General features: G+C 51.0%; 18 protein-coding genes. 2 read left to right on the top strand and 16 right to left on the bottom strand.

All coding sequences use genetic code 11. The annotated features are described in order from the left end of the window. Positions 1 to 17 precede the first annotated feature (17 nt). Positions 18 to 1,283 (top strand): MFS transporter, encoded by a 1,266-nt coding sequence (locus MKZ24_RS13940; RefSeq protein WP_042238391.1) that lies wholly within the window; start codon positions 18 to 20, stop codon positions 1,281 to 1,283. Here the strand turns inward: MKZ24_RS13940 and MKZ24_RS13935 are convergent. The 4 genes from MKZ24_RS13935 to MKZ24_RS13920 form a co-directional block, all read right to left on the bottom strand. Next, a complete protein-coding gene (locus tag MKZ24_RS13935) occupies positions 1,264 to 2,616 on the bottom strand; it encodes a sigma-54 interaction domain-containing protein (protein ID WP_042243123.1) in 1,353 nt (450 codons plus the stop codon). The genes MKZ24_RS13940 and MKZ24_RS13935 overlap by 20 nt on opposite strands. Before the next feature lie 156 nt (positions 2,617 to 2,772). Next, a complete protein-coding gene (locus MKZ24_RS13930) occupies positions 2,773 to 3,732 on the bottom strand; it encodes a DUF561 domain-containing protein (RefSeq protein ID WP_042139058.1) in 960 nt (319 codons plus the stop codon). Between the two features lie 66 nt (positions 3,733 to 3,798). Then, entirely contained in the window at positions 3,799 to 5,037 is a 1,239-nt protein-coding gene (locus tag MKZ24_RS13925) for an L-lactate MFS transporter (RefSeq protein ID WP_042238392.1), read from the bottom strand. A 40-nt stretch (positions 5,038 to 5,077) separates the two neighbouring features. Beyond that, entirely contained in the window at positions 5,078 to 6,664 is a 1,587-nt protein-coding gene (locus MKZ24_RS13920) for an acyl CoA:acetate/3-ketoacid CoA transferase (protein ID WP_042238393.1), read from the bottom strand. Between the two features lie 642 nt (positions 6,665 to 7,306). On the opposite strand from MKZ24_RS13920, the gene MKZ24_RS13915 reads away from it, so the two are divergent. Beyond that, entirely contained in the window at positions 7,307 to 7,501 is a 195-nt protein-coding gene (locus MKZ24_RS13915) for a hypothetical protein (RefSeq protein WP_042238395.1), read from the top strand. Positions 7,502 to 7,583: 82 nt separating this feature from the next. Here MKZ24_RS13915 and MKZ24_RS13910 read toward each other — a convergent pair whose 3' ends face one another. The 12 genes from MKZ24_RS13910 to MKZ24_RS13855 form a co-directional block, all read right to left on the bottom strand. Further along, positions 7,584 to 8,390: a Nif3-like dinuclear metal center hexameric protein gene (locus MKZ24_RS13910; RefSeq protein ID WP_340783829.1), complete on the bottom strand. Its 807-nt coding sequence runs from the start codon at positions 8,388 to 8,390 to the stop codon at positions 7,584 to 7,586. Between the two features lie 27 nt (positions 8,391 to 8,417). Continuing rightward, entirely contained in the window at positions 8,418 to 9,311 is an 894-nt protein-coding gene (locus MKZ24_RS13905; protein ID WP_042238399.1) for a carbohydrate ABC transporter permease, read from the bottom strand. 12 nt (positions 9,312 to 9,323) lie between these two features. Next, complete coding sequence (locus MKZ24_RS13900) at positions 9,324 to 10,247, bottom strand: ABC transporter permease (protein WP_042238401.1); 924 nt, start codon at positions 10,245 to 10,247, stop codon at positions 9,324 to 9,326. Positions 10,248 to 10,317: 70 nt separating this feature from the next. After that, on the bottom strand, positions 10,318 to 11,862 hold the full coding sequence (locus MKZ24_RS13895) for an ABC transporter substrate-binding protein (RefSeq protein WP_042238403.1): 1,545 nt from the start codon (positions 11,860 to 11,862) through the stop codon (positions 10,318 to 10,320). A gap of 357 nt (positions 11,863 to 12,219) precedes the next feature. After that, positions 12,220 to 13,815, bottom strand: a complete 1,596-nt coding sequence (locus tag MKZ24_RS13890; RefSeq protein WP_042238405.1) for a helix-turn-helix domain-containing protein — start codon at positions 13,813 to 13,815, stop codon at positions 12,220 to 12,222. A gap of 2 nt (positions 13,816 to 13,817) precedes the next feature. Further along, positions 13,818 to 15,530 (bottom strand): sensor histidine kinase, encoded by a 1,713-nt coding sequence (locus MKZ24_RS13885; RefSeq protein WP_340783823.1) that lies wholly within the window; start codon positions 15,528 to 15,530, stop codon positions 13,818 to 13,820. Positions 15,531 to 15,740: 210 nt separating this feature from the next. Further along, positions 15,741 to 16,532: an alpha/beta hydrolase gene (locus MKZ24_RS13880; protein ID WP_340783821.1), complete on the bottom strand. Its 792-nt coding sequence runs from the start codon at positions 16,530 to 16,532 to the stop codon at positions 15,741 to 15,743. A 27-nt stretch (positions 16,533 to 16,559) separates the two neighbouring features. Beyond that, positions 16,560 to 18,026, bottom strand: coding sequence for a sucrose phosphorylase (gene gtfA / locus MKZ24_RS13875; protein WP_340783819.1), 1,467 nt, complete (start codon positions 18,024 to 18,026; stop codon positions 16,560 to 16,562). Positions 18,027 to 18,036: 10 nt separating this feature from the next. Beyond that, positions 18,037 to 18,993: a carbohydrate kinase family protein gene (locus tag MKZ24_RS13870; RefSeq protein WP_042238413.1), complete on the bottom strand. Its 957-nt coding sequence runs from the start codon at positions 18,991 to 18,993 to the stop codon at positions 18,037 to 18,039. Between the two features lie 176 nt (positions 18,994 to 19,169). Further along, the gene (locus tag MKZ24_RS13865; protein ID WP_042238415.1) at positions 19,170 to 20,108 is read right to left on the bottom strand and encodes an alpha/beta hydrolase; all 939 of its coding nucleotides are present in this window, start codon (positions 20,106 to 20,108) and stop codon (positions 19,170 to 19,172) included. A 53-nt stretch (positions 20,109 to 20,161) separates the two neighbouring features. Further along, positions 20,162 to 21,136 (bottom strand): LacI family DNA-binding transcriptional regulator, encoded by a 975-nt coding sequence (locus MKZ24_RS13860; protein WP_042238417.1) that lies wholly within the window; start codon positions 21,134 to 21,136, stop codon positions 20,162 to 20,164. A 140-nt stretch (positions 21,137 to 21,276) separates the two neighbouring features. Beyond that, a complete protein-coding gene (locus tag MKZ24_RS13855) occupies positions 21,277 to 22,266 on the bottom strand; it encodes a LacI family DNA-binding transcriptional regulator (protein WP_340783811.1) in 990 nt (329 codons plus the stop codon). Between the last annotated feature and the right edge of the window lie 56 nt (positions 22,267 to 22,322).

Below are 22,322 nucleotides of genomic sequence, written 5' to 3'. Positions count from 1 at the left end.
TTGAAAGGAGAGTAACTATGCCAGAACCCGTTATAGCCAGCCAGGCGGCCCCTGCGGTACACTCCTATCCAAAACTGTGGGCCAACAAAAAATTCATGCTGCTGCTCTGCTCCTTTTCCATTTCCCTGTTCGGCAATACCTTTCACAGTATCGCTCTCAGTCTCTGGGTGCTTCAGACCACCGGCAGTGCCAAGCTGGTGGCTGTACTGACGGTCATTAATCTGTTGCTCAGCTCGCTGCTCGGATCCATTGGAGGAACGTTTGCAGATCGGATCAACCGCAGAACAATCATGCTGGTCACGGATCTGATCAGCTGCATACTGGTAGTAACGCTCGCCCTGGTCCTCTCTCTCTCTTCCGCTTCCTTCATTATCGTAGCCCTGCTTACTGCGTTGACTACTGTATCTGCCCTGTTCCAGTCCCCCGCCTACCAGTCCTCCATTATCACCGTGGTCGGCAAAGAGCATGTCCAACAAGCCGTAGGCATGCTTAACCTGTCAGAGAATATTTGCCGGACAGTTGGCTTTTCCATGGGCGGAATCTTTGTAGCGAGCTTCGGTGCGGCGGATGCCATTTTATTCGATGGAGTCACGTTTCTGGTCTCCTTCCTGCTGGTTCTTGCTGTCCGTTCCCTTCCCGTGCCGACACGCGTGAATTCCGAGCCCGGGCAGAAGAGGAATTTTATTCAGGACCTTGGGGAGGGCATACGGTATATCTGGAAATTCCCTTTTGCCAAGGCCGTCATCATTATGCTTCCGACGCTCACTCTATTCTTCATGCCCTCGCTGATGCTGACCCAGGTTATGGCCGTCAACGTCTGGAAGGCAAGCCCGTTCCAGTTCGGACTCATGGAAGCTTGTATCCCGCTCGGCTATATGATCGGCTCAGGCATAATTATGATCCTGGGCTCCAGAATCAGACGGAGAGGATTATTTATTATGAGCGGCCTGTTCTGTCTGGGCCCGATGTACATCCTGTTATCATTCATCCCTTCTGCGGCCACAGCCATTCCTATCATTCTCCTGATTGGATTCATGTTCTCGTTCTGCACGCTGCTGATCAATATCATCCTCAGGCTGGAAATATCGGAAGAGATTCAGGGCCGGGTCTTCGGAGTACTTGGGTCGATTATGAGTGTCGCTCCGTCGATCGGTCTAACTCTTGTCTCCTACCTCTCGGATTATTTCAGCCCGGGTCCTGTCATGGGTTCCATTGGTCTGCTGCTGTTCCTGTTCGCCTTATATGCTTCCACCAAGCTCAAGATCATTCGGGATTATAAATAAAATTCCGCAGCACTTCTTCCATTTTCTTCAGCTTTCTGTAAATAACCGAGCGGTCCACATTTAATTTCTTTGCCGCTTCTGTACCGTTTCCATAACAATCCTTCAGCACTTTTACAATATAACGTCCCTCTGCTACTGCAGTGAAATCCTTCAGCGCAGACAGGTGATGTTTGTTCTTGGCTATGAAGTGGTCGATTGCAAACCAGTCCGCTACCTGATCCTCTTCCTCCTGGCTAATTCCCATGTATTCCGTAACCACAAGCCGTTCGATATAATTCCTCAGCTCTCTCGCATTCCCGTGCCAGGGCTGACTCAGCATCTTCTCAAACTCTTCCGCACTTAAGACATATTTCTTCCCGTACATTTGATTGAAGCTGGCGATATAACTGGAGATTAGTCCTACAAGGTCCAGCTTGCGGTTACGGAGCGGAGGAATATGAATCGGGATCACATTAATCCTGTAATACAGATCTTCGCGGAATAGCCCTTTCTTCACCATACTCCACAGATCCCGGTTCGTAGCTGAGATCACACGGCAATGGACCGGTATATTCACGATGCCGCCGACGCGTCTTACTTCATTATTCTCCAGAACCCGCAGTAGCTTGGCTTGCATCTCAAGCGGCAAATCCGCTATTTCATCCAGAAAAAGAACCCCGCCACTCGCAATTTCAATCATGCCCGCCTTCACTTCCGTCTGTCCTTCCATGACTCCTTTTTCGTATCCAAACAATTCATATTCGAATAGAGCCGGAGCAATAGCTGCGCAATTAATCGCAATGAAGGGCCCCTTCCACTTTTCACTTCTTAGATGAATATATTTGGCTATTACCTCTTTACCGGTCCCGGATTCACCATAGATTAACACTTTACTGTCGTAGGACGCGATCTGGTTGCAGACTTTAATGATCTGTTTCATGGCCAGGCTTTCAGCTACAATCCCTTTGCCTTCCCCCGCTGCTGCTTCACCGAGCTGCTTGTTGATCTGCTGGGTTACAGGTACATTTGCTTCATAATAGGCGTGCTCCTGCTTGAATTCATTAGAAGTGGTGACTACCAGCTGCACCTCCCCATCCTTATCCAGAATAGGAATCGCTGTTGAGAAGATATGAAATCCTCTTGAGGTGATGACATTCTTCGAAACCTTTTGTTTACTTTGAATGGCCTCCATCGTAATTGAATGAGGATAATAGCCGGCCTTCACCAAGTCCTGGACATTCGCCTTCAGCAGCTCCTCCAATTGAACTCCGATGGTTAAAGCGGTAAATTCATTGGAGATTAATATATTTCCGTGTGGATCGGTAACAAATAAAGTGGACGGCAGCTCTTCCATAATTTCGTCTATCGTACGTTTACCTGATTTTTTATTTCTTTTGGTCAAATTTATCAGTCCTATACTATTATAGTAACGCTTACATCCTTATATAGAAAAAAGCCAAACGATATCATTACGTAAATGATACCACTTGGCTTATGATATGACACTTTATTATGCGCCTACAACTGATAATGGCCCCAGCTGTAAATGTCCCAGCTTCCCGAGGGTTTCCTGCGCCTCTTCGAACATAGTGGTAATCATCTCTTCAACCGTAGTAATCTTATTCACCATCCCGCAAATCTGTCCAGCCATTACGGAGCCCGTATCTGTATCTCCTTCAAATACGGCCCGGCGCAAAGATCCGAGGCTTAATTTCTCCAGCTCTTCGCGCGAAGCCTTCTCATTCTCAAGTCTCAGGAATTCAGCAATCATACTATTCTTGATGCTTCTTACAGGACCGCCCAGGCTGCGGCCAGTCACCGTTGTGCTAGTGTCATCTGCAGCAATGACGGCTTGTTTGAAGTTCTCGTGAGTAGGGCATTCCACTGTAGCCAGGAACCGGGTTCCAACCTGAACACCCTGTGCTCCGAGTGCAAATGCAGCCGCGATGCCACGGCCATCCGCAATCCCGCCGGCTCCGATTACCGGAATCGACACTGCACTGGCGACTTGAGGCAGAAGAGCCATCGTCGTGGTTTCACCCACATGTCCGCCTGCTTCGGTTCCCTCGGCAACAATTGCATCCACACCTAAGGCTTCCATTTTCTTGGCGATTTTGACCGAAGGAACTACCGGAATAACGATAATGCCATGCTCTTTGAGCGTCTTCATGTATGGAGCAGGCGTGCCTGCACCTGTGGTCACAATCTTCACGCCTTCTTCGATAATGACCTCAATAAGCTCAGGGATATTGTTCATCATCAGCATCAAATTTACAGCGAAGGGTTTATCGGTGCTTGCTTTCACCTTACGGATCTCATCACGAAGACGGTCCGCGGTAAATCCGCCTGAACCGATAATGCCCAGCCCTCCCGCATTGGACACAGCACCTACCAGAGGAGAAACTGCGATTTGAGCCATGCCCCCCTGAAAAATCGGATATTTAATCCCTAATAATTGTGTAATCGACATTGTGTTAACCTCCATTTATATTGTTCGTTAATGTAACTTAGTTATTCATTAATGTAACTCAGTTTCTTAAGCGGCTTGGGTAACTTCAGGCTGCGGCGGCTGTTGTTTATCCATTGCTTTGTACACAAAGGTTAGGGCAAAGCCCACCAAAGAGATCACCAGCGCGATGTAAAAAGCATTCGTGAACATTCCGTCATTGGCTGCTGCCACTTTACCGGCAATTCTCGGTCCGAAGAAGGCAGCTCCTGAATAACCGATAAAGGTTACACCATAGTTGACACCGTAATATTTCATCCCGAATTTCTCGCCGACAATCGAAGGGAAGATGCCCATGGTTCCGCCGAAGCACAAGCCAATGCCTGCGATGGCTACCGCAAATCCGGCGATGGATGTCGATAATGCTATTGTCAGCATCATGGCCGCAATGACCAGATAGATCATGAGCAGACATTTTACCCGGCCGATTTTGTCGGATACAGCGCCCCAGAATACACGGCCGATGCAGTTACTGAGTGAGTACAGACTTACATATAGTGCTGCGGCTGCGGCGGAGAGGCCAAACATCTTCTGTCCGATGACAGACGCATTGGCGGTTACCATCATGCCTGACAGGGCACCGATTAGGAACAGGCAGGCGATGACATAGAAAAGCGGCTTCTTGATCATTTCATGCCACTGTACATTCACGCCGCCCTTGGCAGCTCCGGCAGCCGGAGGCGTCCAGCCCTCAGGGGCATAACCGGCCGGTGCAGGTCTAACGAGCAGACCCAGGCTCAGAATAATTACCAGGAAGACGGCACCGAGCATGATCAATGCCGGCTGGACACCCTGACCGCTGATTAACGCGTTGGCTATAGGTGCGATAACAATGGTTCCGCCGCCGTAGCCCGCTGTAACAATTCCTGCAGCCAGGCCTCTTTTATCCGGAAAGAGCTTCACACTGTTGCCGATGGTCGAGGAATATACGATCCCCTGGCCGATCCCGGTAATAACACCGTAAGTGATATACAGCATCCAGGGCGCGGTTGCGAGTCCCGATAGAATGAAGCCGATCCCGAACATGGCTCCGCCAATAAAGATAGCCTTCCTCGCTCCCCCTTTATCGACCAGCTTCCCTCCCAGAATCATTGGAATTGGAGAGATTGCTGCATTGATCGTAAAAGCCATCATAATATCCGGCATCGAAACATCAAACACTTTGGTTAATGGAAGGGCGAAAATACTGAATGCGTATATTGCACCTACACAGATATTAATAATGGCCGATGCGATCAGTATCCTCCAGCGGTTTAACTGAATATTCATGAGATCATCCCTTTTCATAGTGTATTGAAGCATTGATAGATTAATATACTTCCAATAAGACCCGGTTTTTCTCGGCAATAATAGATTTCAGCTTCCCCCAGTGTTCGTGGAACATGGCTTGATCCATTTGCTTGAGTGCGGGTGAGATCACCGGTACAAAGTCCATCTGATCCAGAATATGTGTCTGCAGGTCAACACCCGGTGCGATTTCAGTTAAGGTTACTTTTCCATCCAGCAGTTCAAATACTGCGCGCTCCGTAACATATACAACCGGTTGCTCTACTTTGGCCGCATAAGAACCGCTGAACGTGATCTGCTGCACCTTCTTAATGAACTTTTTCACTTTTCCCTCTTGAAGGATGTGCAATTTCCCGTCTTCAACCTTGATCTCGAGACCGCCGGCGGTAAATGTACCTGCGAATACCAGCTTTTTGGCTGCTTGAGAGATATTAATGAATCCGCCGCATCCGGCTACCCGGGTACCGAATTTGCTGACATTTACGTTCCCGGATTCATCCATTTGAGCGAGGCCAAGGACAGATAAATCGATACCGCCTCCATCATAGAAGTCGAACTGTGCGTCATGATCTACGATGGCCTCAGAGTTATAAGCATGACCGAAGTCCTTCAGACCTGCGGGAACACCCCCGATAGAACCGGCTTCCGTGGTTAGAATCAGCTGGTCACTTACTCCCTCCTCTTCTGCTATGTTGGCAACATTTACCGGAATTCCAACCCCAAGATTCAGGATCGCATTCGGCTGAAGCTCAATTGCTGTGCGGCGGGAGATGATTTTGCGTTCATCCAGCGGCAGTGATTCAATAGATTCGGTAGGTACCTTAACATGACCGGAGAATGCCGGATTATATTGGGTGTTCTCTGTCTGGTAATGATTCTCCGGCTTGGACACGACAATATAATCTACTAGAATCCCCGGAACTTTAACATCCTTAGGGTTAAGGGTGCCGCGCTTGGCAACCGTCTCTACCTGGGCGATCACGATACCTCCCGAGTTTCGGACTGCCTGGGCGATGGGCAGGACCTCCATATGCAGGCCTTCTTTTTCCAGCGTCAGATTGCCATTCTCATCAGCCACGGTTCCGCGGATCAAGCCGACATGAATGGGAAAACACTTATAGAATAACCACTCTTCGCCATCAAGTTCGATAACCTTTACAATGTCTTCCTTCGTGGACGGGGACATTTTGCCGCCTTCGACCCGGGGATCAACGAACGTCTCCATGCCTACTTTGGTAATCACACCCGGACGCTTGGCTGCAATTTCCCGGTAGAGCTGAGTAATTACACCTTGGGGCAAATTGTACGCTTCACATTTGTCTTCTTCGATCAGCTTCGCCATCCCGGGGGAAGCAATGGCAATTCCGCCAATCCAGCGTTTAATCAATCCTTCATGGCCTAAATGGCTCATCCCTTTGTCGCGGCGGTTGCCGACTGCACTGGCGTGCATGACCGTCAGATTTCTCGGCAGCCCCGTTTGCATGAAGCGGTCTTCAATGGCTATCCCCATCTCTTCTGCCCAGCAGGATAATCCAAATCCGCTGGCTGCCACTGTATCTCCGTCTTTGATGAGTTCCGCTGCTTTGGCGGCTGAAATTACTTTGGTCATTTCATCTGCTCCCTTGTATGTGAATAATTTCACTTCGGTGATTAAAAAAATAAAACGGTTGCTTCATACGCCTTGAATGTATTGTGAAATATTTCGCAATGTCATCGTATTACAGAAAAAAGGACCGGTCAACCGTCCCAAAACGGCTTTAATTAAAGGTTTTTTTCTGTTGTTTTTTTGCGACTTGCTCTGTTGAACACACCCTTTTCAAGCAGGTTTTTTCTGCAATGCCTGATATGCAGGCCTGACTAAACAGCTGAAATACACGGTTGAATTTCCCCCACCCGGTCTAGAGGTATGAGTCGCAAAATAACCACACTATTTCATCCCTCTTAGTCTGGCCGTTAGTGACAACAACGCGGAGGCGGCCTTTCCTATCCGGCGGATAATACAAATTGATGCAGAACCGAAATTAAGTTATTCCGTATCTGTCCAAAAAAAATAAAATATTTTTCCGATATTGCGTAAATTGCATTTTTGCAACAGCAGATTGAAGCGGAAGTACTCAAAAAATAATTCAAATCCATATTTTGTAGACGTAACTTTCCTTTTCACTGGTGCACTAGACCTTAGTCAAAGAAAGGGCATTGCCATGCGCATGTCCTAAAAATGAACGCCCGCTGAGAATGCCCCTAGACCTACATGATTCATAAGAACCCGCAGGAGAGCTTGGCTGATTACCTGTCGACCAAAGTGTTCCATGCAGAAGAAGGGCAGGTGGTAGCTCCGGGCAGCGTTGAGGTGGATGGCTTCGCCTTGTTTATGGAGCGTTACACGGAAGGACTGGCCATTGAGCGGGCAGCAGTAGATCATTTTGTGGAGAATTGGAAGAAGTGAAAAATGCAAAAGAGCAGCCATCTTCCCGTCAATGGGCAATGGCTGCTTTTTATTTGGGGCATATGAAGCTGTTCCCCTTACCTCACAAATACACAAACGGCTCCTTCGCATCCACGAACGTGACCGGAAGCCCGTCTACCAGCGGCGTCAGCCACTCCGCCATATACTTCATGCCCCACTCCTCGGACCGCTCATGGCCGATTACGATCATCGCTTTGTTCATGCCCAGCATGGCGGCATCATTCACATAAGCGCATAAGGTCCACTCCGTAATATCGCCGCAGATCATCACATCCAGGTTCTTCTCCTGCATCAGCTCCATCGGCATTTGCTCCCTGCCTAGCCCGAGGCTGCCGCCTCCCACCAGGATGCCGATACGGGCACAGGCTGCTTGCGGGTTACCGACAATCTGAATGACCTTCATGCCCAGCCGCTGCTTCAGGAAGCCGGCCAGCGCCCCGACGGTGGTCTCCTCAATCTGATACCCCCAGGCATCCTTATCGTCCAGCTTCTTGTCCTCCCAATCCAGCTCCTTGAGCAGACCGTCATAAATCCGGTCCGTATCGGCCAGGTGCATGTGGTCATGGAACCGCCAGATCGTCATTCCGTGTTCATCAATCAGCTTCTTCTTGGCCAGATATACCGGGTCCTGCTGAAGCCAGTCCAGCGAATCCATTCCGGTAAAATAGGTGGGCTCATGGGTAATAATCAGGTTCGCTCCGATTGCAATGGCTTCCTTGATCACATCCACAGTCGCCATGAACGTTGTGACAATCCCTGTGACCTCCATGTCTTCCTTGCCGCTGGCAAGCACATCACAGGTCTGTTCCAGCTTGCGTCCTCCGCAGCAATCGAGTAGAATCCGGTCAATAACCTCCTGGACATTCATCGCTCATTCTCCTTTTCATTTCAGTTGTCAGCCTTTGACAGCACCAATAATCACGCCGCGGGTCAGGTATTTCTGCATGAACGGCAGGACGAACAGCACGGGCACAATGCCCAGCACCGCCATTGCCATCCGCACGGCTGTGCTTGGAAGCGATACGGACTCCGCACCCAACACGTTGCCGGCCTGACCGGAATTGAGGAATTGAATGTTGCTCATGAGTTGCATCAGCAGATTCTGAATGCCGTATAATTGCGGCTTCGATACAAAATATAACGCATTGATCCAGTCATTCCAATAGGCCAGGCCCATGAACATCCCCACGGTAGCCATCACCGGCATGGACAGGGGAAGCATAATGCGGAAGAAGGTCCGCAGTTCTGAAGCCCCGTCGATCTGGGCAGCTTCGATAATCTCCAGCGGAACATTATTCTTGAAATAGTTACGGACCAACAGCACGTTGAAACCGTTCGCCAGCAGATTGGGCAGAATCAGCGCCCACATGGTATTTTTGATATGGAAATATTGGGTCCACATGATATACGAAGGCACGATTCCCCCGCTGAACAGCATAGTGAAGAAGACGACAAACGCCAGCACATTATGATATTTGAAATCGGACCGCGACATCGGATAAGCAAGCATACTTGTTATAAGCAGTCCAATGGCAGTTCCCAGGATCGTAACCAGAAAGGAAACGCCATAGGCTCTGATGAAGATGTACGCCGAGGACTTAATATACCGGTACGCTTCAAGACTGGTATGCTCAGGGAAGAAGCTGTACCCGTTGCGGATCAGGGTCGTCTCATCGGTGAACGAGGCAATGACAATCAGAAGGAAAGGTAAAAAAGCAAAAACCGTCAGCAGGAACATCACGACCGCAGAAAACACAGTAAACGTCCGTTCTCCTCTTGTTTGGATCATCTGTATTTCCTCCTAGAACAATGCATTTTCTGGATTAACCTTCTTGACGATGGCATTGACCGTAAGCACCAGGGCAAAGCCGACCAGCGACTGATACAGACCGGCTGCCGCCGACATTCCAATATCATTCAGCTGCATCAAGGCGCGGTAGACATACGTATCAATCGTCTGGGTTGTGCTGTACAGCGCACCGGAGTTCATAGGCACCTGATAGAACAGGCCGAAGTCGGAGTTGAAAATCCGTCCCATAGACATCAGCACCAGCACGATAATGGTCGGCTTCAGCAGCGGCAAGGTAATCATGCGGATCTGCTTCAGCTTCCCGGCCCCGTCAATTTTGGCAGACTCGTAGATGCTCTTGTCGATGCCTGCGATAGATGCGAAATAGATAATGGAACCGTAGCCTGCCGTCTTCCAGATCTGAATAAGCACCAGCAGATAAGGCCAATATTTCGCCTCCGAATACCAGTTAATCTCCGGAATCCCCAGCGGCCGGAGAATCGAATGATTCACGAATCCGCTGTCGGCGTTCAGAAAGGCGAAGACGAGTAACGAAAGGACGACCATCGAGATCAGATTCGGAAGAATCAGTCCGGTCATGAACAGCTTCGAATAGAGCTTGTTCAGCAGCTCCGACATCAGAATGGCGATGAGAATTGAAACTATGGTTCCAAGCGCGATAAAGGCCAGATTATACAAGAGTGTATTCCGGGTCATAATCCAGGCATCGCTGGTCTGGAACAGAAAGGTGAAATTCTTGAAGCCGATCCAGTCACTGCCGAAGATGCCCTTCGCATAGTTGACATCCTTGAACGCGATGAATACCCCGAACATGGGGAAGTAGCTGTTGATTAGAAAGTACAGCAGGCCCGGGCCCGCCAGAATTAATAAAGGAAGTGTTTTTTTGAGTGGTTTGGATTTAGGTTTGGCTATCATGCCGGATTCACCTCCATTGCCGAGGGCTGAGCCTCCGTTAGCGGCTCAACCTTCAGCAGGCTTAATTAAATTACTGTTTTTGCGCGGCAAGCCATTGATCCAGTTGTTGCTGCTTGCTGTCTATAATGTCCTGTGCACCCGCATCCTTCAGCGCACTGTTGAATTTCGCAATAATGCTCTCAGGGTCTACCGATCCGCTGACAAGCGCCGGCAGGAATTGATTCACTACGTTGTTCACAGCACTCATCTGCGTCTTCACTTGGCCTTGGTCAAAGATAAATCCGAAATACGGGGATCTGGTGGTATCCTTGTTCTCCTGGAGCTTCAGTTCCACATCCGACCAGTTGATTCCCTCCATCTGATACTGGAGGGACTCGGAGCCTACGATCCCGGAGCTAAGCATAGCTGTGTAAGGGACTGTATTGGCGTCCATGCCCTCAGGGAATTTCACATGATGCTCATCCACCTTGAGGTAATCCTCCCCTTCGATTCCGAAGAGAATGGTGTTGATCAGCTCTTTGTCGGTGTACAGCAGGTTCAGGAACTTGACGGCAGCTTCCGTCTCCTTGGAGGTACTGGAGACCATCCAGGTTACGGAGTTCACGGCACTTGTATCGAAGTAGAACGGGGCGATCCGCTTGGTCTCAATGTTTTTCCCGACTTGCGCACTCAGCTGCTTGCCAACCTCCATACCGCTGTACCCTCCCAGGAAGGAGAATCCGCGCCCGGAGGAGACCATCTCCATCGCTGTAATCGTCGTAGTCGCAGTATCCTTCTGCAAGTATCCCGCATTGAACCACTCCCGCATCATCTGTATCCCATTCTTGAATACATCGGATTCGTAGAAGTTTACGACCTTGCCGTTGTCGCCGATGACCACACCGACTCCGGTGGTATCGGTCAGGTAATCCACCTTGCTGGCACCCTTCATCCAATTCACAAGTCCCGTATCTGTCGGGTTCACATTAATCGGGCCAAACGGAACCACATCGGGCAGCTTCTTCTTCACGGCAGCGAAGACAGCGGGCAGATCCTCCACCGATTGGATCGTGTCAGCCGAGACTCCTGCGTCTTTCAGCATATCTGCGTTGTAGATGATATTCGTAGGTAAAGCCATCCCTTTATTTACTGGAATTCCATAGATATGCCCATCCATTGTAGTGCTCTTTAGGATATCCGGACCGAAATCCTTGTCCAGAATGGCGGATAGCTCCTTACCATGTTCGGGAAGCAGCTCTTCGAGCGGAGCTACCTGACTCTTGGACACATAGTTGGAGAATTGTCCTAGCGTGGTGAAGATATCCATTTTCTCTCCGCTCTGGAGCGCCAGATTGACCTTCTGGGCATAATCCGCCGGACCGAAGAGCCGGAAATCTACTTTGACACCGATCTTCTCGGTTGTAATGGCATTGATCGCATTCGTCACCTTGCTCAGATCATCAGGAATCCGGTTGAAGGACGGCAAGGCAAACACAATCTCAGCAGCCTTGGCCTTAGCTTCTGTATTCCCGGAACCCTCGGACGTTGTATTGGAATTGCCGCCGCAGGCGGAGAGCAGGGAACCGCAGATTACCATAGACAACAGCAGTGAACCTAACCCCTTTTTATTATTCATGATCATGCCTCCTGTTCTATATTTACATTCTCATTGTACTGGTCCTGGAGGGGGGCAGGCTTTCAAAAAGACGGGCTGTTTTTATAAAAAAACGTACTGGAGCGTGATTCTCTGGCGGGCGGCGTGACCGCCCTGCTTCGGCCAAGCAAACAAGTGGAAAAAGGCAGCTTCGTTTCTCCATTTCTACGAATGATGCCCAAGCAAGTGGACAAACAGCATCTATTATTTGAAATTTTTCAACTTTACAGGAAATGCCGCGAATTAAGTGTTGTTTATTCAGCAACAACTGTATACAATCCAACTAAAATCTCTATAGCAAGAAGCTCCGCTTCTCACGGGGAGATACGGAGCTTCCTGCTATAGAACAGCCTTGTGCTTGGCACGATAAGCTGCCGGTGTTTCGCCGGTCCATTTTTTGAATACTGTCGAGAAATAGGAAATCGTATCAAACCCGGTATCCATGGCGATCTCCCCTATGCTGGCCGCACTCTCCAGGAGCATCTGCTTCGCCGCCCGGATGCGGCAATCGTTCAAATATTCCTTGACCGTCTGCCCGGTCCCGTTCTTGAAGACCTTCGCCAAATAGTCCGCTGTCAGATAGACGCTTGCGGCAACATCCTCACGGCTGAGGTCTTGAGTATAATGGTCCTGGATGAACCGTTTGGCCCGCTCGACTACGCCTTCCGACTGCAGCACTTCCCTGATGGAATCCACCGTCTTCTCCGTAAGCACCTGCGCCCACTTCATGAAGTCGAACACACTGCTCTCGGCATCCTGGGCCAATTGCTGGCTGAGTTCATCGGCAAACAACCGGTGTGCCTGAATATGATGCCGGGAGAGCAGCGAATAGACCACCTGAAGCAGATCTTCCCGGATGGCATGGAGGGTTGCCGAATCCAGCTTGTTCCGGCTGGTCAGCAGCTCCAGCTCCTTCTTCAGCCGGTTCACAATCTGCGCCTTCTCCTTCTGGACGAACAGCAGGGTGAACAACTCGGTATCCAGGGTATAGCGCTCGGTTAGATCAACATAGAAGGGTTCGTTCGGCAGATGGACCCTTCCCCTGAAAATAAGATTCGACTCATCCGCCTGCTCCAGCTCCGCCTTGAGCTGCGAGAGACCGGAGATGGCCGATGGCTCACTGAAATAACAGGTGGCGGTACACTTCAGATAATGTCTGCTGAGCCGAATGATCTCTCCGGCACTCGCCTCCAGCCACTTCTTATCCACCTGGCTCTCGGCAAGAACTGCATTATAGAACACCTTATCGACCTGGTAGGCGATGATCCGCCCGCCGCTCACCTGGCTGCTGAGAATTTCAGAGACGAGGTTCGAGAGCGCGTAATGGAAGATACTTTCGTCCCACTCCCGTTCAATCTGGGAGCGGGGAACACTAATCAGCAGCAGCCTATAATCCGCCAGTACGGAGACAGGCAGCTCCCGCTTCTGCACTTCACTCTGAATAAGCCGGATTCGGGGAGATATCGTCGCTGTCAGGACCTCACTCCAGAAGCTCCGTTCCATCAGATCCTGATTCTTGAGCCATGCCTGACCCATTTTGCTGTATTCACCCATCATGATTTTGTTCTTCAGCGTATCCATGGACTTGCGCAGGGCCGCCTCCAGCTCCTGCTTGTCCAGCGGCTTAACCAGATAAGAGTCGGCATCATACGAGATGGCCTTAGAGGCGAAGCTGAAGCTCTCATGACAGGTCAGGAAGATGAACCCGCCTTCATATTGGCGGTCTCTCGCCCACTGGATCATATCAATCCCTGAGCCGCGCGGCATTTCGATATCGCAAATGATCAGATCCGGCTCGGCTTGCCCGAATAACTGCTTCGCATCCTGTATATTATGGGCGGCCTGCACTTCCGTAATCCCGAATTCATCCCAATTGACAATCCTGCGCAGGGCTTCTACGGTTGGAATATCATCATCAATCAACATACAACGCATATTTATCCCCCCTCTGATATGGGCTGGTCCACCCGGTTCACAGGTATCCAGAGCTCTACTCTTGCGCCTGTAGACTCTGCATTGGACAGCTTCAGCAGATCATCGCGTTTGTAGAGCAGCTTGAGGGTTTTGCGGATATTGGCGATTCCGACCCGGCCTCCATCCTCCGTCACCTGTACGGACTCCGGCGAATTCAGCCATTCGGCAGTGAAGCCTGCTCCGTTATCCTCAATCACAATACTGACAAACGGACGCCCGTCCCTGGTCTCTATCCGCACCCTGATGAAGATGGACAGCATCTCCTGATAGAACATGGCGTGCTTGAAGGTATTCTCCACAAAGGTCTGAATCATGAATTGCGGTATCGGTACCTGCCGGGCTTCCTCCTGGATCTCGATCATGAAGAAAATTTGATCCGGGTAACGGATCTCCTGCATCCGGATGTAATTCTCAGTGTGCCGGATCTCTTCCTCCATCGTAACTTCCATCAGCCCGCCTCTGAACATATACCGGAGATGTTCCGACAGGCAGTGGATCAGGCGCCGGATTTCTTCATTCTTATTCTGATAGGTTAAGCTGGTGATCGTCGAGATCGCATTCAGGAAGAAATGGGGCCTGATCTGCATCTGCAGATATTTGATCTCTGCGCGGCTGATCTCGATCTGTTCTTCATAAGATTGAATCTTCAGATCCTTAATTTCACTGACCATGGATTCCAGCGCATGGAACAGCTTCATGAATTCCAGGGAGTACGGTGTATTCTGGGGAATCTGGTATTCAAGCTGACCCTGCTCGACGGCCTTGGCCGCCTTCACCAGCTCCAGAATCGGCCTCAGCACATCCCTGGTCAAGAATCTCAGCACTAGCGGTACAACAATCGCCGAGAGCACTGCCAGCAAGGCGATCCCCCACTGAATAAGCTGGAGGCCCGAGAACAATCCGCCCTTGGGGACCATATTGGTCATCTGGCCAAACTCGCCGATCGGTTCAGACACAATCAGGAAGCTGCTCTGATATTGCTCCGTTAAGCTCTCCAGGGTTGTGTCCGCCTCATTCAGGGAGATATTATTGGCAGCCAGTATTATCCCCTCTGCATCACTCAGTACATACCGGTTCTGATCATTGGCCCCTCTGTCTACCATAGACAACAGGTTGTCCGCCTTCACCAGGGTTCCGAAGCTGACGTCTGAATAGGTAATGTATTTGAACAAATAATATTCGTCCCGGATCTGGAACACCTTCCATTCCCCGCTTTGCGCTACCGGAGCCGTATCGAACTTGTGCATATTCAGAAAATCAACCAGAGACAGCTTATCCCCGGACTCCATCCGGCTATTGAACTGCTCCAGCACCAGTTCTCCGGAGAGTCTGATGAACATGCCGTCACTGGAATAGCCGCCCGCCATTTTCGCCTGCAGGTTGGTTTTGAGCTGCTGGACCTTGAAATACCGGCTGCTCTCATCCATACCCGCTGTATTGACAGCGGTATCTATGTTATGGTCGAACACCTCAATCAGATCCTTGGAGAAATTGTTGAAGTTGTTATGAATATTCGCCTGATAGAGGGCAAGTGTATTCCGCGAGCTGGTCAGCGCATTACTTCGCACCACCTCCAGGGAGTATATATTGCTCAGCACAAGGATGGACAGCAGGATCACAAGAATCACGGTCATCTGCAACGAAAATTTGAAAATGATACTGTTCGTTCGGATCATCCCCACCTCCTCCTTCCCCCGGAATTCAGCAAGCCCCTGAAGCCGATACGAACTCGATGGGCCCAGGGGCGTGCAAGTATGCAATTTGCTGTTAGATAAACTGAACTTAAGATCCAAACTTGAAGCTCCGTCGTCACTACGGTGAATATTTGGACTTCCGGCCGCTGCTGTCCCCAGATTTCTTTAAATTTTAACCGTTATCTATATTGTTTAATTATCCGCCCACTCCAGCGCAGCTTCAATGTGCTTATCCCAGTACTCCCAGTTGTGGTCTCCCGGGCCTTCCACATAGTGGTGTCCGGCCCCTTCACCCTCAAGGAACTGATGGAACCGGCGGTTCACATCCAGCAGCATATCCTCTGTTCCACAGGCCATGTACAGCTTCGGCAGCGCAAGCCCCTTCGCCTTCACATCCAGCACAAGCTGCTCCGGGTCTTTATCACTGCCCAGCAGCCGGCTCAAATCACCGAACACACTTGCGTAATAGGAATAGCTGGCGATGCCATCCTTATAGTCCGGGGGAATGCCCGCAATCCGGTAAGGGATCAGCGCCGAGGACAAAGCTATAATCCTGCCGAATTGCTCCGCATACTTCAGGCCGTTGCGGATCGCTCCGTAGCCGCCCATGGATAAACCGCCGATCCATGTATCCTCGCTCGCCGCAGACAGCGGGAACATCCGGCGCGTGAACTCTACCAGTTCCCTGCCGACATATTCACCGTAGAATGCGTCTCTGTTCTCATCATCCACATAGAAGCCATTCTCACCGGCAGGCATAAATACCGCAATCTGATATCTGTCCGACAGCTCCCTGATCCGTGAGAAGCTCATCCAATCACTATGGCTCCCGGAGAAGCCGTGCAGCAGATAGAGGGATCTTAAGGGCTGGCCCGCCCATACCGGCAGCCCCAGACCCTCAGGCAGATCCACCGGCAATAACGCATTGAACGTCACTTCCCGCTTCAGACATTTCGATTGCAGGCTTATTTGCAGTGTAGCCATAATCATTCCCCCTTAACATGATTAGGATTAGACCCGGTAAACCGCTTCCTGTCCTTGCTCATCCACATATTCAATCACAGTCTGGTAATTCTGCAGGTCAATGAACAGTCGGCAGTAGTCTCCGCCATGCTCCCACATCAGCCGGATCTCATGGTCTGCCGCCTCCAGCACCCGGAACGTTCCTACGAAGGCACTGTAGGTATTGCGGAAACGAATCAGCTTCATCAGTCGCTGCACCACCTCCCGCTGAGTTTCTGCTTCAATCTCCTCCAGCGTATAGTTATGGCGGTTGATCTCCCGCCCTTCACCCGTCAAGGCTACCTGCTCCAGATCATTACTGCCGGCCAGCAGGCCCACATAATAGACCTGCGGGATACCCGGTGCGAAGAATTGAATCGCCCGGGCCGCCAGATAAGCATCGTCATCTTCTTTCAGCGCGCTGTAATACGTGCAGCGGATCTGATGGACATCGAAGCCGTCCGGAGCCTTATGCTCCTCCGACAGAATCAGGCTCAGGTTCGCCCCCCGCTCCACGCAGAGATCCACCAGCTTCTGTGCTTCCTTCGTATCAATCAGATCATCCATATCCGGCTTCACCGGAACGCCGTCGTGACAATCCAGCATCGTGAACTGCTTATGCGGGCGGGTCTGCAGATAGGAGTACAGCTCCTTATTGGATCTGCCGGTCAGTGCCTCAAGCACCCGGTAGGGCAGGATGAAGTCGTAGATCCAGCAGCCGTATTCCGATAGCTTGTTCTGTATACTGTAATGCGCATGTACCTCGGGCAGCAGCTCTATATCCAGCGAATCCGCCATCGCTTTGATCCAGTCCAGAAATTCATAAATCTCCGGCTCCACAAAAAAACAGCTGGTGCCCAGCTTCTTGATCACATATCCCACCGCATCAAGCCGGACGATCTTGACATTCTGCGCTTTGAAATTCTCAAAGAACCGCTGCAGCAGCTCCCGGGTGAGCGGTGAATGGATATCGAGATCAATTTGCTCGGAGGGATCAGTTTTGCCAAAGGTTGTCCAGACCTTCTCTTCCCCGCTCCCCGGGGTGGAGTAGGTGGAATAGGGCAGAGGCCGCCGCAGGAACATCTTCTCAATATCCGCCTGGACAGGCTGGCCGTCCGCCCATATTTTGTCCAGGGTAATGAATAAATCGGCATATGCGGAAGCCCGCCCCTTCTCCAGGAAGTCCTGGAAATAAGGCGATTGCCTGGAGATGTGATTCACCATCAGGTCTACCAGCACATCGAATTCTTCCCCTATGCTGCGGATATCCTCCCACGTGCCGAACTCCGGCTCAATCTCCAGATAAGTCAGCGGAGCGAACCCGCGGTCCCCGGAGGAAGGAAAGGGCGGCAGAATATGAATTCCGCCTGCAAACAGATCCGCGAACGGCCCGCGCAGCACCTGATGAAGCTGCTTCAGGTCGCCGCCCAGCGAATCGGGATAGGTAATCAATTGGACTTGATTCTTCAGTGTCATCTTCTTCCTCCTACAGGTTATATTCTTGTTGTATGACTTCCAGGGCAGGCAGATTTACTACGGCCCCTGTAAATTTCAATTTGTACGCGCTGACGGCAAACCCCAGCTCCAGCGATTCTCTGAGCGTATACCCTTTAACGACTGCCGCATAGAAGCCGGACCAGAAGGCATCTCCCGCTCCTGTCGTATCTTCGATCCGGGTAGCTCTGGTAGCGAACGCCAGCGTTTCCCTTCCATTGGACACCAGAGCGCCGTCTTTGCCCAGCGTCATAATTACCAGCTTGGCTCCAAGCGCCAGGAATCTCCCGACTTGCTCTGCCGGAGTTCCGGGTCCGAACAGACGCTCGGCATCATCCTCCGAAGGCTTGATGATATCCACCTTCGGGATCATGCTTTTGACATAGGCCACCCCGTCCTCACCCTGCTGCCAGATCAGGGGATGATAATTGGGATCGAAGCCGATGAGCAGGTTATGCTTCCTGGCCACCTCAATCACCCGTTCAACCGTATCACGCGACGGGATTCTTGAGATCGGCCAGCAGGAGAAATGAATGATTTTAGAATGAATGACCGCCTGCTCAAGCTCATTATTATATTCCAGCCCGTAATCCGCCCCGCGGTAAAAGATCGGAGTCGGCGTGCTCTGACTCTTCGTAATCACCACCATACTGGTAGACGCGTCTACCTGCTGGATTCCGCTGGTATCCATCTCCGCACTTTGCAAGCCCCTGATCAGAAACCCGCCCAGACCATCCTTCCCCACCGCCGAAGCGACATGAGACCGGATGCCGAGCCTATGGACATTAATGGCAATATTGGATGGCGATCCGCCGGAATATCTGGTATATCCATTACAAGCTGTGTCCTCGCCATACTCATTGGCAATCATATCAACGAGCAGTTCCCCCACCGTTAACACATCGTTCGTTTGATCTTCAAACGGTATTGCCTCACCGAGATTAAACACCCGTACTCCCCCTTGCCCTACAATATCCCTTCTTCATATCCATTCTATGGTTTCTGTAGCTGGTTTACTTTCAAAAAACCGTTCTCTTTTTTCAATTTAAGTGGAAACGGCTTTGCCGTCCTTCTATAGGACGGTACCGTTTCAGCGAAAAATGATTCCAGATGTCCGGCCATCCCTCACGAATTCAAGGCCCTTGCCAGGGCATGAATATATTCTTCCCTGGCTCTGCGGCTAATTCCGGCTGTCGGAACGACATGCTCGAAGCCGTGATAGCCCCCGGGATAGAGATGGAATTCCACTTCTACACCGGCCTGTGCCAGCCGGGTGACATACTCAATCGTCTCATCGCGGAACGGGTCCAGCTGTCCGACGCAAGTATAGGCGGGCGGCAACCCCGCCAGATGCTGCGCACGGCCGGGCGCAGCATAAGGGGAGGTAGCTTCGCCTCCGGCAGGTCCGCCCAGATACATCTCCCAGGCGATCAGGTTGTTGGCCCGGTTCCACACTGCCGGATGCGTAATCTCATGACTGGAGGGTGTAAGATTGCGGTCGTCAAGCATCGGGTACAGCGGAAGCTGGAAGCAGAGAGATGGACCGCCCTTATCCCTTGCCATCAGTGCCAGGGCAGCAGCCAGTCCCCCGCCTGCACTCGCTCCGCCGACTGCTATCCGGGAAGCATCAATATGAAGACCATTTGCGGCACCCGCCAGCCACACTAACGCCGCGTAGCTGTCTTCTATGGCTGCCGGGAACGGATGCTCAGGAGCGAGACGGTAGTCGGGCGATACAACGACACAGTTGGCCGTCTCTACGAAGCTCTCACATAACCCATCATCCCCGCCGGGATGACCCAGAATGTAGCCTCCGCCATGGGTCCAGAGCAGAGCGGGCAGCCCATGTTGTTCCTTTCTCTGCGCCGGTTCGTAGATTCTGACCTGCATCTGATGGCCACCGGCAACGGTCAGAACCTGTTCTGTAATGCGGACGCGCTCCGACTTCACGGCAGGCAGTGGAATGTTATTTCTGGCGGCAGCCAGATCCTCCGGCAAATGAAACGGCGGTAATTCGGCAATCCCCTGTTGTAATTCCGGGGTTACCCGGTGAATGAATTCCATCTATGTTTCCTCCATTATTGTTCGTATGTGAATGAATCTTAGGTTCCTCAAGCTTAAGTGGTTCTCTTCTCCGCTAATCGGACCGGAAGAATCGTCTCCAGCGGGACCTGCTCACCGGCAATCTGCTGAAGCAGATAATGCACCGCTAATTCGCCCATCTTCTTGATCGGCTGGACGATGGTCGTCAGATCCTCAGCATCTCCTGCCGCAATCCCATCATAGCCTATCACCTTCACTTGCTCAGGCACCGTTCTGCCGAGCCTCCGGCATTGCTTGAGCACCTGCAGCGCCAGCATATCACTGCTCGCAAATACACCGTCGAGCTCAGGACATTCCTGAAATAGGCTGCTTACCAGCTTCTCATACTCCTTATACTTGAAACCGTTCAGATCCGTTTGTTTCACGATGAACTGGACATCTTGTCCGCTGACCTGCTCCAGGAAGGCCTCATGTCTCTGTTTAGCCAGGAGACTGAGCCGCAAATTCCCGCTGAGGTAGGCTATATTCCGGCATTTTTTCCGCAGCAGTAACCGGGTAGCCAGTACGCCTCCCTGATAATTATCAGAGGCAATAAACGGAATAGACCTGGAGATCTGCCGGTCCAAGGAGACCAGCGGCAGGTTAATCGACTTATAATCGTTCACGCTCATTGTATGGCTGCCCATGATGATCCCATCGACCCGGCTGGCTCTCAGCAGATCAATATATTCTTTCTCTTTCTTCTTATGGTGCAGGGAATTGCACAGCATGAGCTTATACCCGTGTTCGTAGGCATAAGCCTCAATATGCTTGGTGACCTCTCCGAAGAACGGATGGGAAATATCCGGGAGGATAAGACCTATAATATTGGATTTCTTGCGCAGCAGGGAGCGTGCTACCTCACTCGGATGGTAGTTCATCTCCTCCATGACATCGTTCACTTTTTGCTTCAGGCTGTCACTCAGATATCCACGGTTATTGAGCACACGGGAAACGGTTGTGACGGAGACGCCCGCCTTCTCTGCAATATCTTTGATCGTTACAGCCATCCGTACCCTCCTCCCCGGAATCAGCTCTCCTCCTTCGTTAAGGGAACGGGAGAGATCCTATATTAACCGGTTAATATATAAGTGTAAAACGGGTTCGCCGTCCTTAAAAGGACGGTATCCGTTTCAGCGGGAGCTTGTTTCTATGTCGTACCTCGTTCCACCACTGTCACCGGGAACGTGTTCACCATCGTAACGGCTTCGCCTTCAATCTGCTGAACAGCCAGCTTAATGATAGCTTCGCTCATCTCCTGAACCGGCTGCCGGACCGTGCTTAGGCGCGGTGAGATCAGCGAGGCGATCTGTACATCATCGTAACCTACGATTCGGACCTGCGAGGGAATATTCTTGTTCAGCAGGTTGCAGGCATGAATCACATCGGCGGCAATCACATCACTGCTGGCAAAAACACCGTCGATCTCAGGATGCTCCTGCAAATAGGCGGTAATGTCGGTGTTGCTTCCGGCGTAATTGCCCCCTTCAGCATCGAGCTGCAAATGCAGCGGCTGCAGTCCTGCGCGCTCCATCTCCGCTTCATACCCTTCCCTTCTCTGGCCCGCCAGCATCAGATGATGCTGGGGACCGTCAATTCCCCGGTAAATATAGACCGGATGAAGACAGCCCTTGCCGATTAATAACCGGGCAGCAAGTCTGCCGCCCTCCAGATTATTGGAGGTGACCACAGGAATCTCCACCGAGATTATACGGTCGAAGGAGACAATCGGCAGATCCAGGTTCAGATAATGCTGGACATCCAGCACCGCACTGCCCATGATGATGGCATCGACCTGATTTTTTTTGAGCATCTCGATGTATTCCACTTCCTTGGCTACGTTGCGGTTGGAATTGCACAGCAGTAGCTTGTAGCCCTTAAGATCAGCATAATATTCCAGATAAGAGGTTAGCTCGGCAAAAAAAGGATGCGAGATCGTCGGTATGATCAGCCCGATCATATTGGATTTTTTGCGGAACAGGGCCCGGGCCATTTCATTCGGCTGATAGTTCATTTCCTTCATCACCCGGTAGACCTTCTCCTTCGTCTTCTCACTGATATACCCTCTATTATTAAGCACTCTGGAGACGGTATTGACAGACAGGCCCGCTTGCTTGGCTACGTCTCTTAGATTCGGCATAGAAACCACCTTGTTTTTAGTTTCAATTATAGATGAATTCTGCCTGCATTACAGCT

This window comes from Paenibacillus sp. FSL R7-0297 (assembly GCF_038009025.1).
Lineage (GTDB): Bacteria > Bacillota > Bacilli > Paenibacillales > Paenibacillaceae > Paenibacillus_AQ.
This window is presented reverse-complemented; position numbering and strand designations above follow the sequence as displayed.

Coding starts and splice junctions, on each gene's coding strand:
- MKZ24_RS13930 (WP_042139058.1), bottom strand. CDS start 3,732: ATGTCGATTACACAATTATTAGGGATTAAATATCCGATTTTTCAGGGG.
- MKZ24_RS13915 (WP_042238395.1), top strand. CDS start 7,307: ATGATTCATAAGAACCCGCAGGAGAGCTTGGCTGATTACCTGTCGACC.
- MKZ24_RS13910 (WP_340783829.1), bottom strand. CDS start 8,390: ATGAATGTCCAGGAGGTTATTGACCGGATTCTACTCGATTGCTGCGGA.
- MKZ24_RS13925 (WP_042238392.1), bottom strand. CDS start 5,037: ATGAATATTCAGTTAAACCGCTGGAGGATACTGATCGCATCGGCCATT.
- MKZ24_RS13940 (WP_042238391.1), top strand. CDS start 18: ATGCCAGAACCCGTTATAGCCAGCCAGGCGGCCCCTGCGGTACACTCC.
- MKZ24_RS13865 (WP_042238415.1), bottom strand. CDS start 20,108: ATGGAATTCATTCACCGGGTAACCCCGGAATTACAACAGGGGATTGCC.
- MKZ24_RS13905 (WP_042238399.1), bottom strand. CDS start 9,311: ATGATCCAAACAAGAGGAGAACGGACGTTTACTGTGTTTTCTGCGGTC.
- MKZ24_RS13895 (WP_042238403.1), bottom strand. CDS start 11,862: ATGAATAATAAAAAGGGGTTAGGTTCACTGCTGTTGTCTATGGTAATC.
- MKZ24_RS13935 (WP_042243123.1), bottom strand. CDS start 2,616: ATGGAAGAGCTGCCGTCCACTTTATTTGTTACCGATCCACACGGAAAT.
- MKZ24_RS13860 (WP_042238417.1), bottom strand. CDS start 21,136: ATGGCTGTAACGATCAAAGATATTGCAGAGAAGGCGGGCGTCTCCGTC.
- MKZ24_RS13855 (WP_340783811.1), bottom strand. CDS start 22,266: ATGCCGAATCTAAGAGACGTAGCCAAGCAAGCGGGCCTGTCTGTCAAT.
- gtfA (WP_340783819.1), bottom strand. CDS start 18,026: ATGACACTGAAGAATCAAGTCCAATTGATTACCTATCCCGATTCGCTG.
- MKZ24_RS13920 (WP_042238393.1), bottom strand. CDS start 6,664: ATGACCAAAGTAATTTCAGCCGCCAAAGCAGCGGAACTCATCAAAGAC.
- MKZ24_RS13885 (WP_340783823.1), bottom strand. CDS start 15,530: ATGATCCGAACGAACAGTATCATTTTCAAATTTTCGTTGCAGATGACC.
- MKZ24_RS13900 (WP_042238401.1), bottom strand. CDS start 10,247: ATGATAGCCAAACCTAAATCCAAACCACTCAAAAAAACACTTCCTTTA.
- MKZ24_RS13880 (WP_340783821.1), bottom strand. CDS start 16,532: ATGGCTACACTGCAAATAAGCCTGCAATCGAAATGTCTGAAGCGGGAA.
- MKZ24_RS13890 (WP_042238405.1), bottom strand. CDS start 13,815: ATGCGTTGTATGTTGATTGATGATGATATTCCAACCGTAGAAGCCCTG.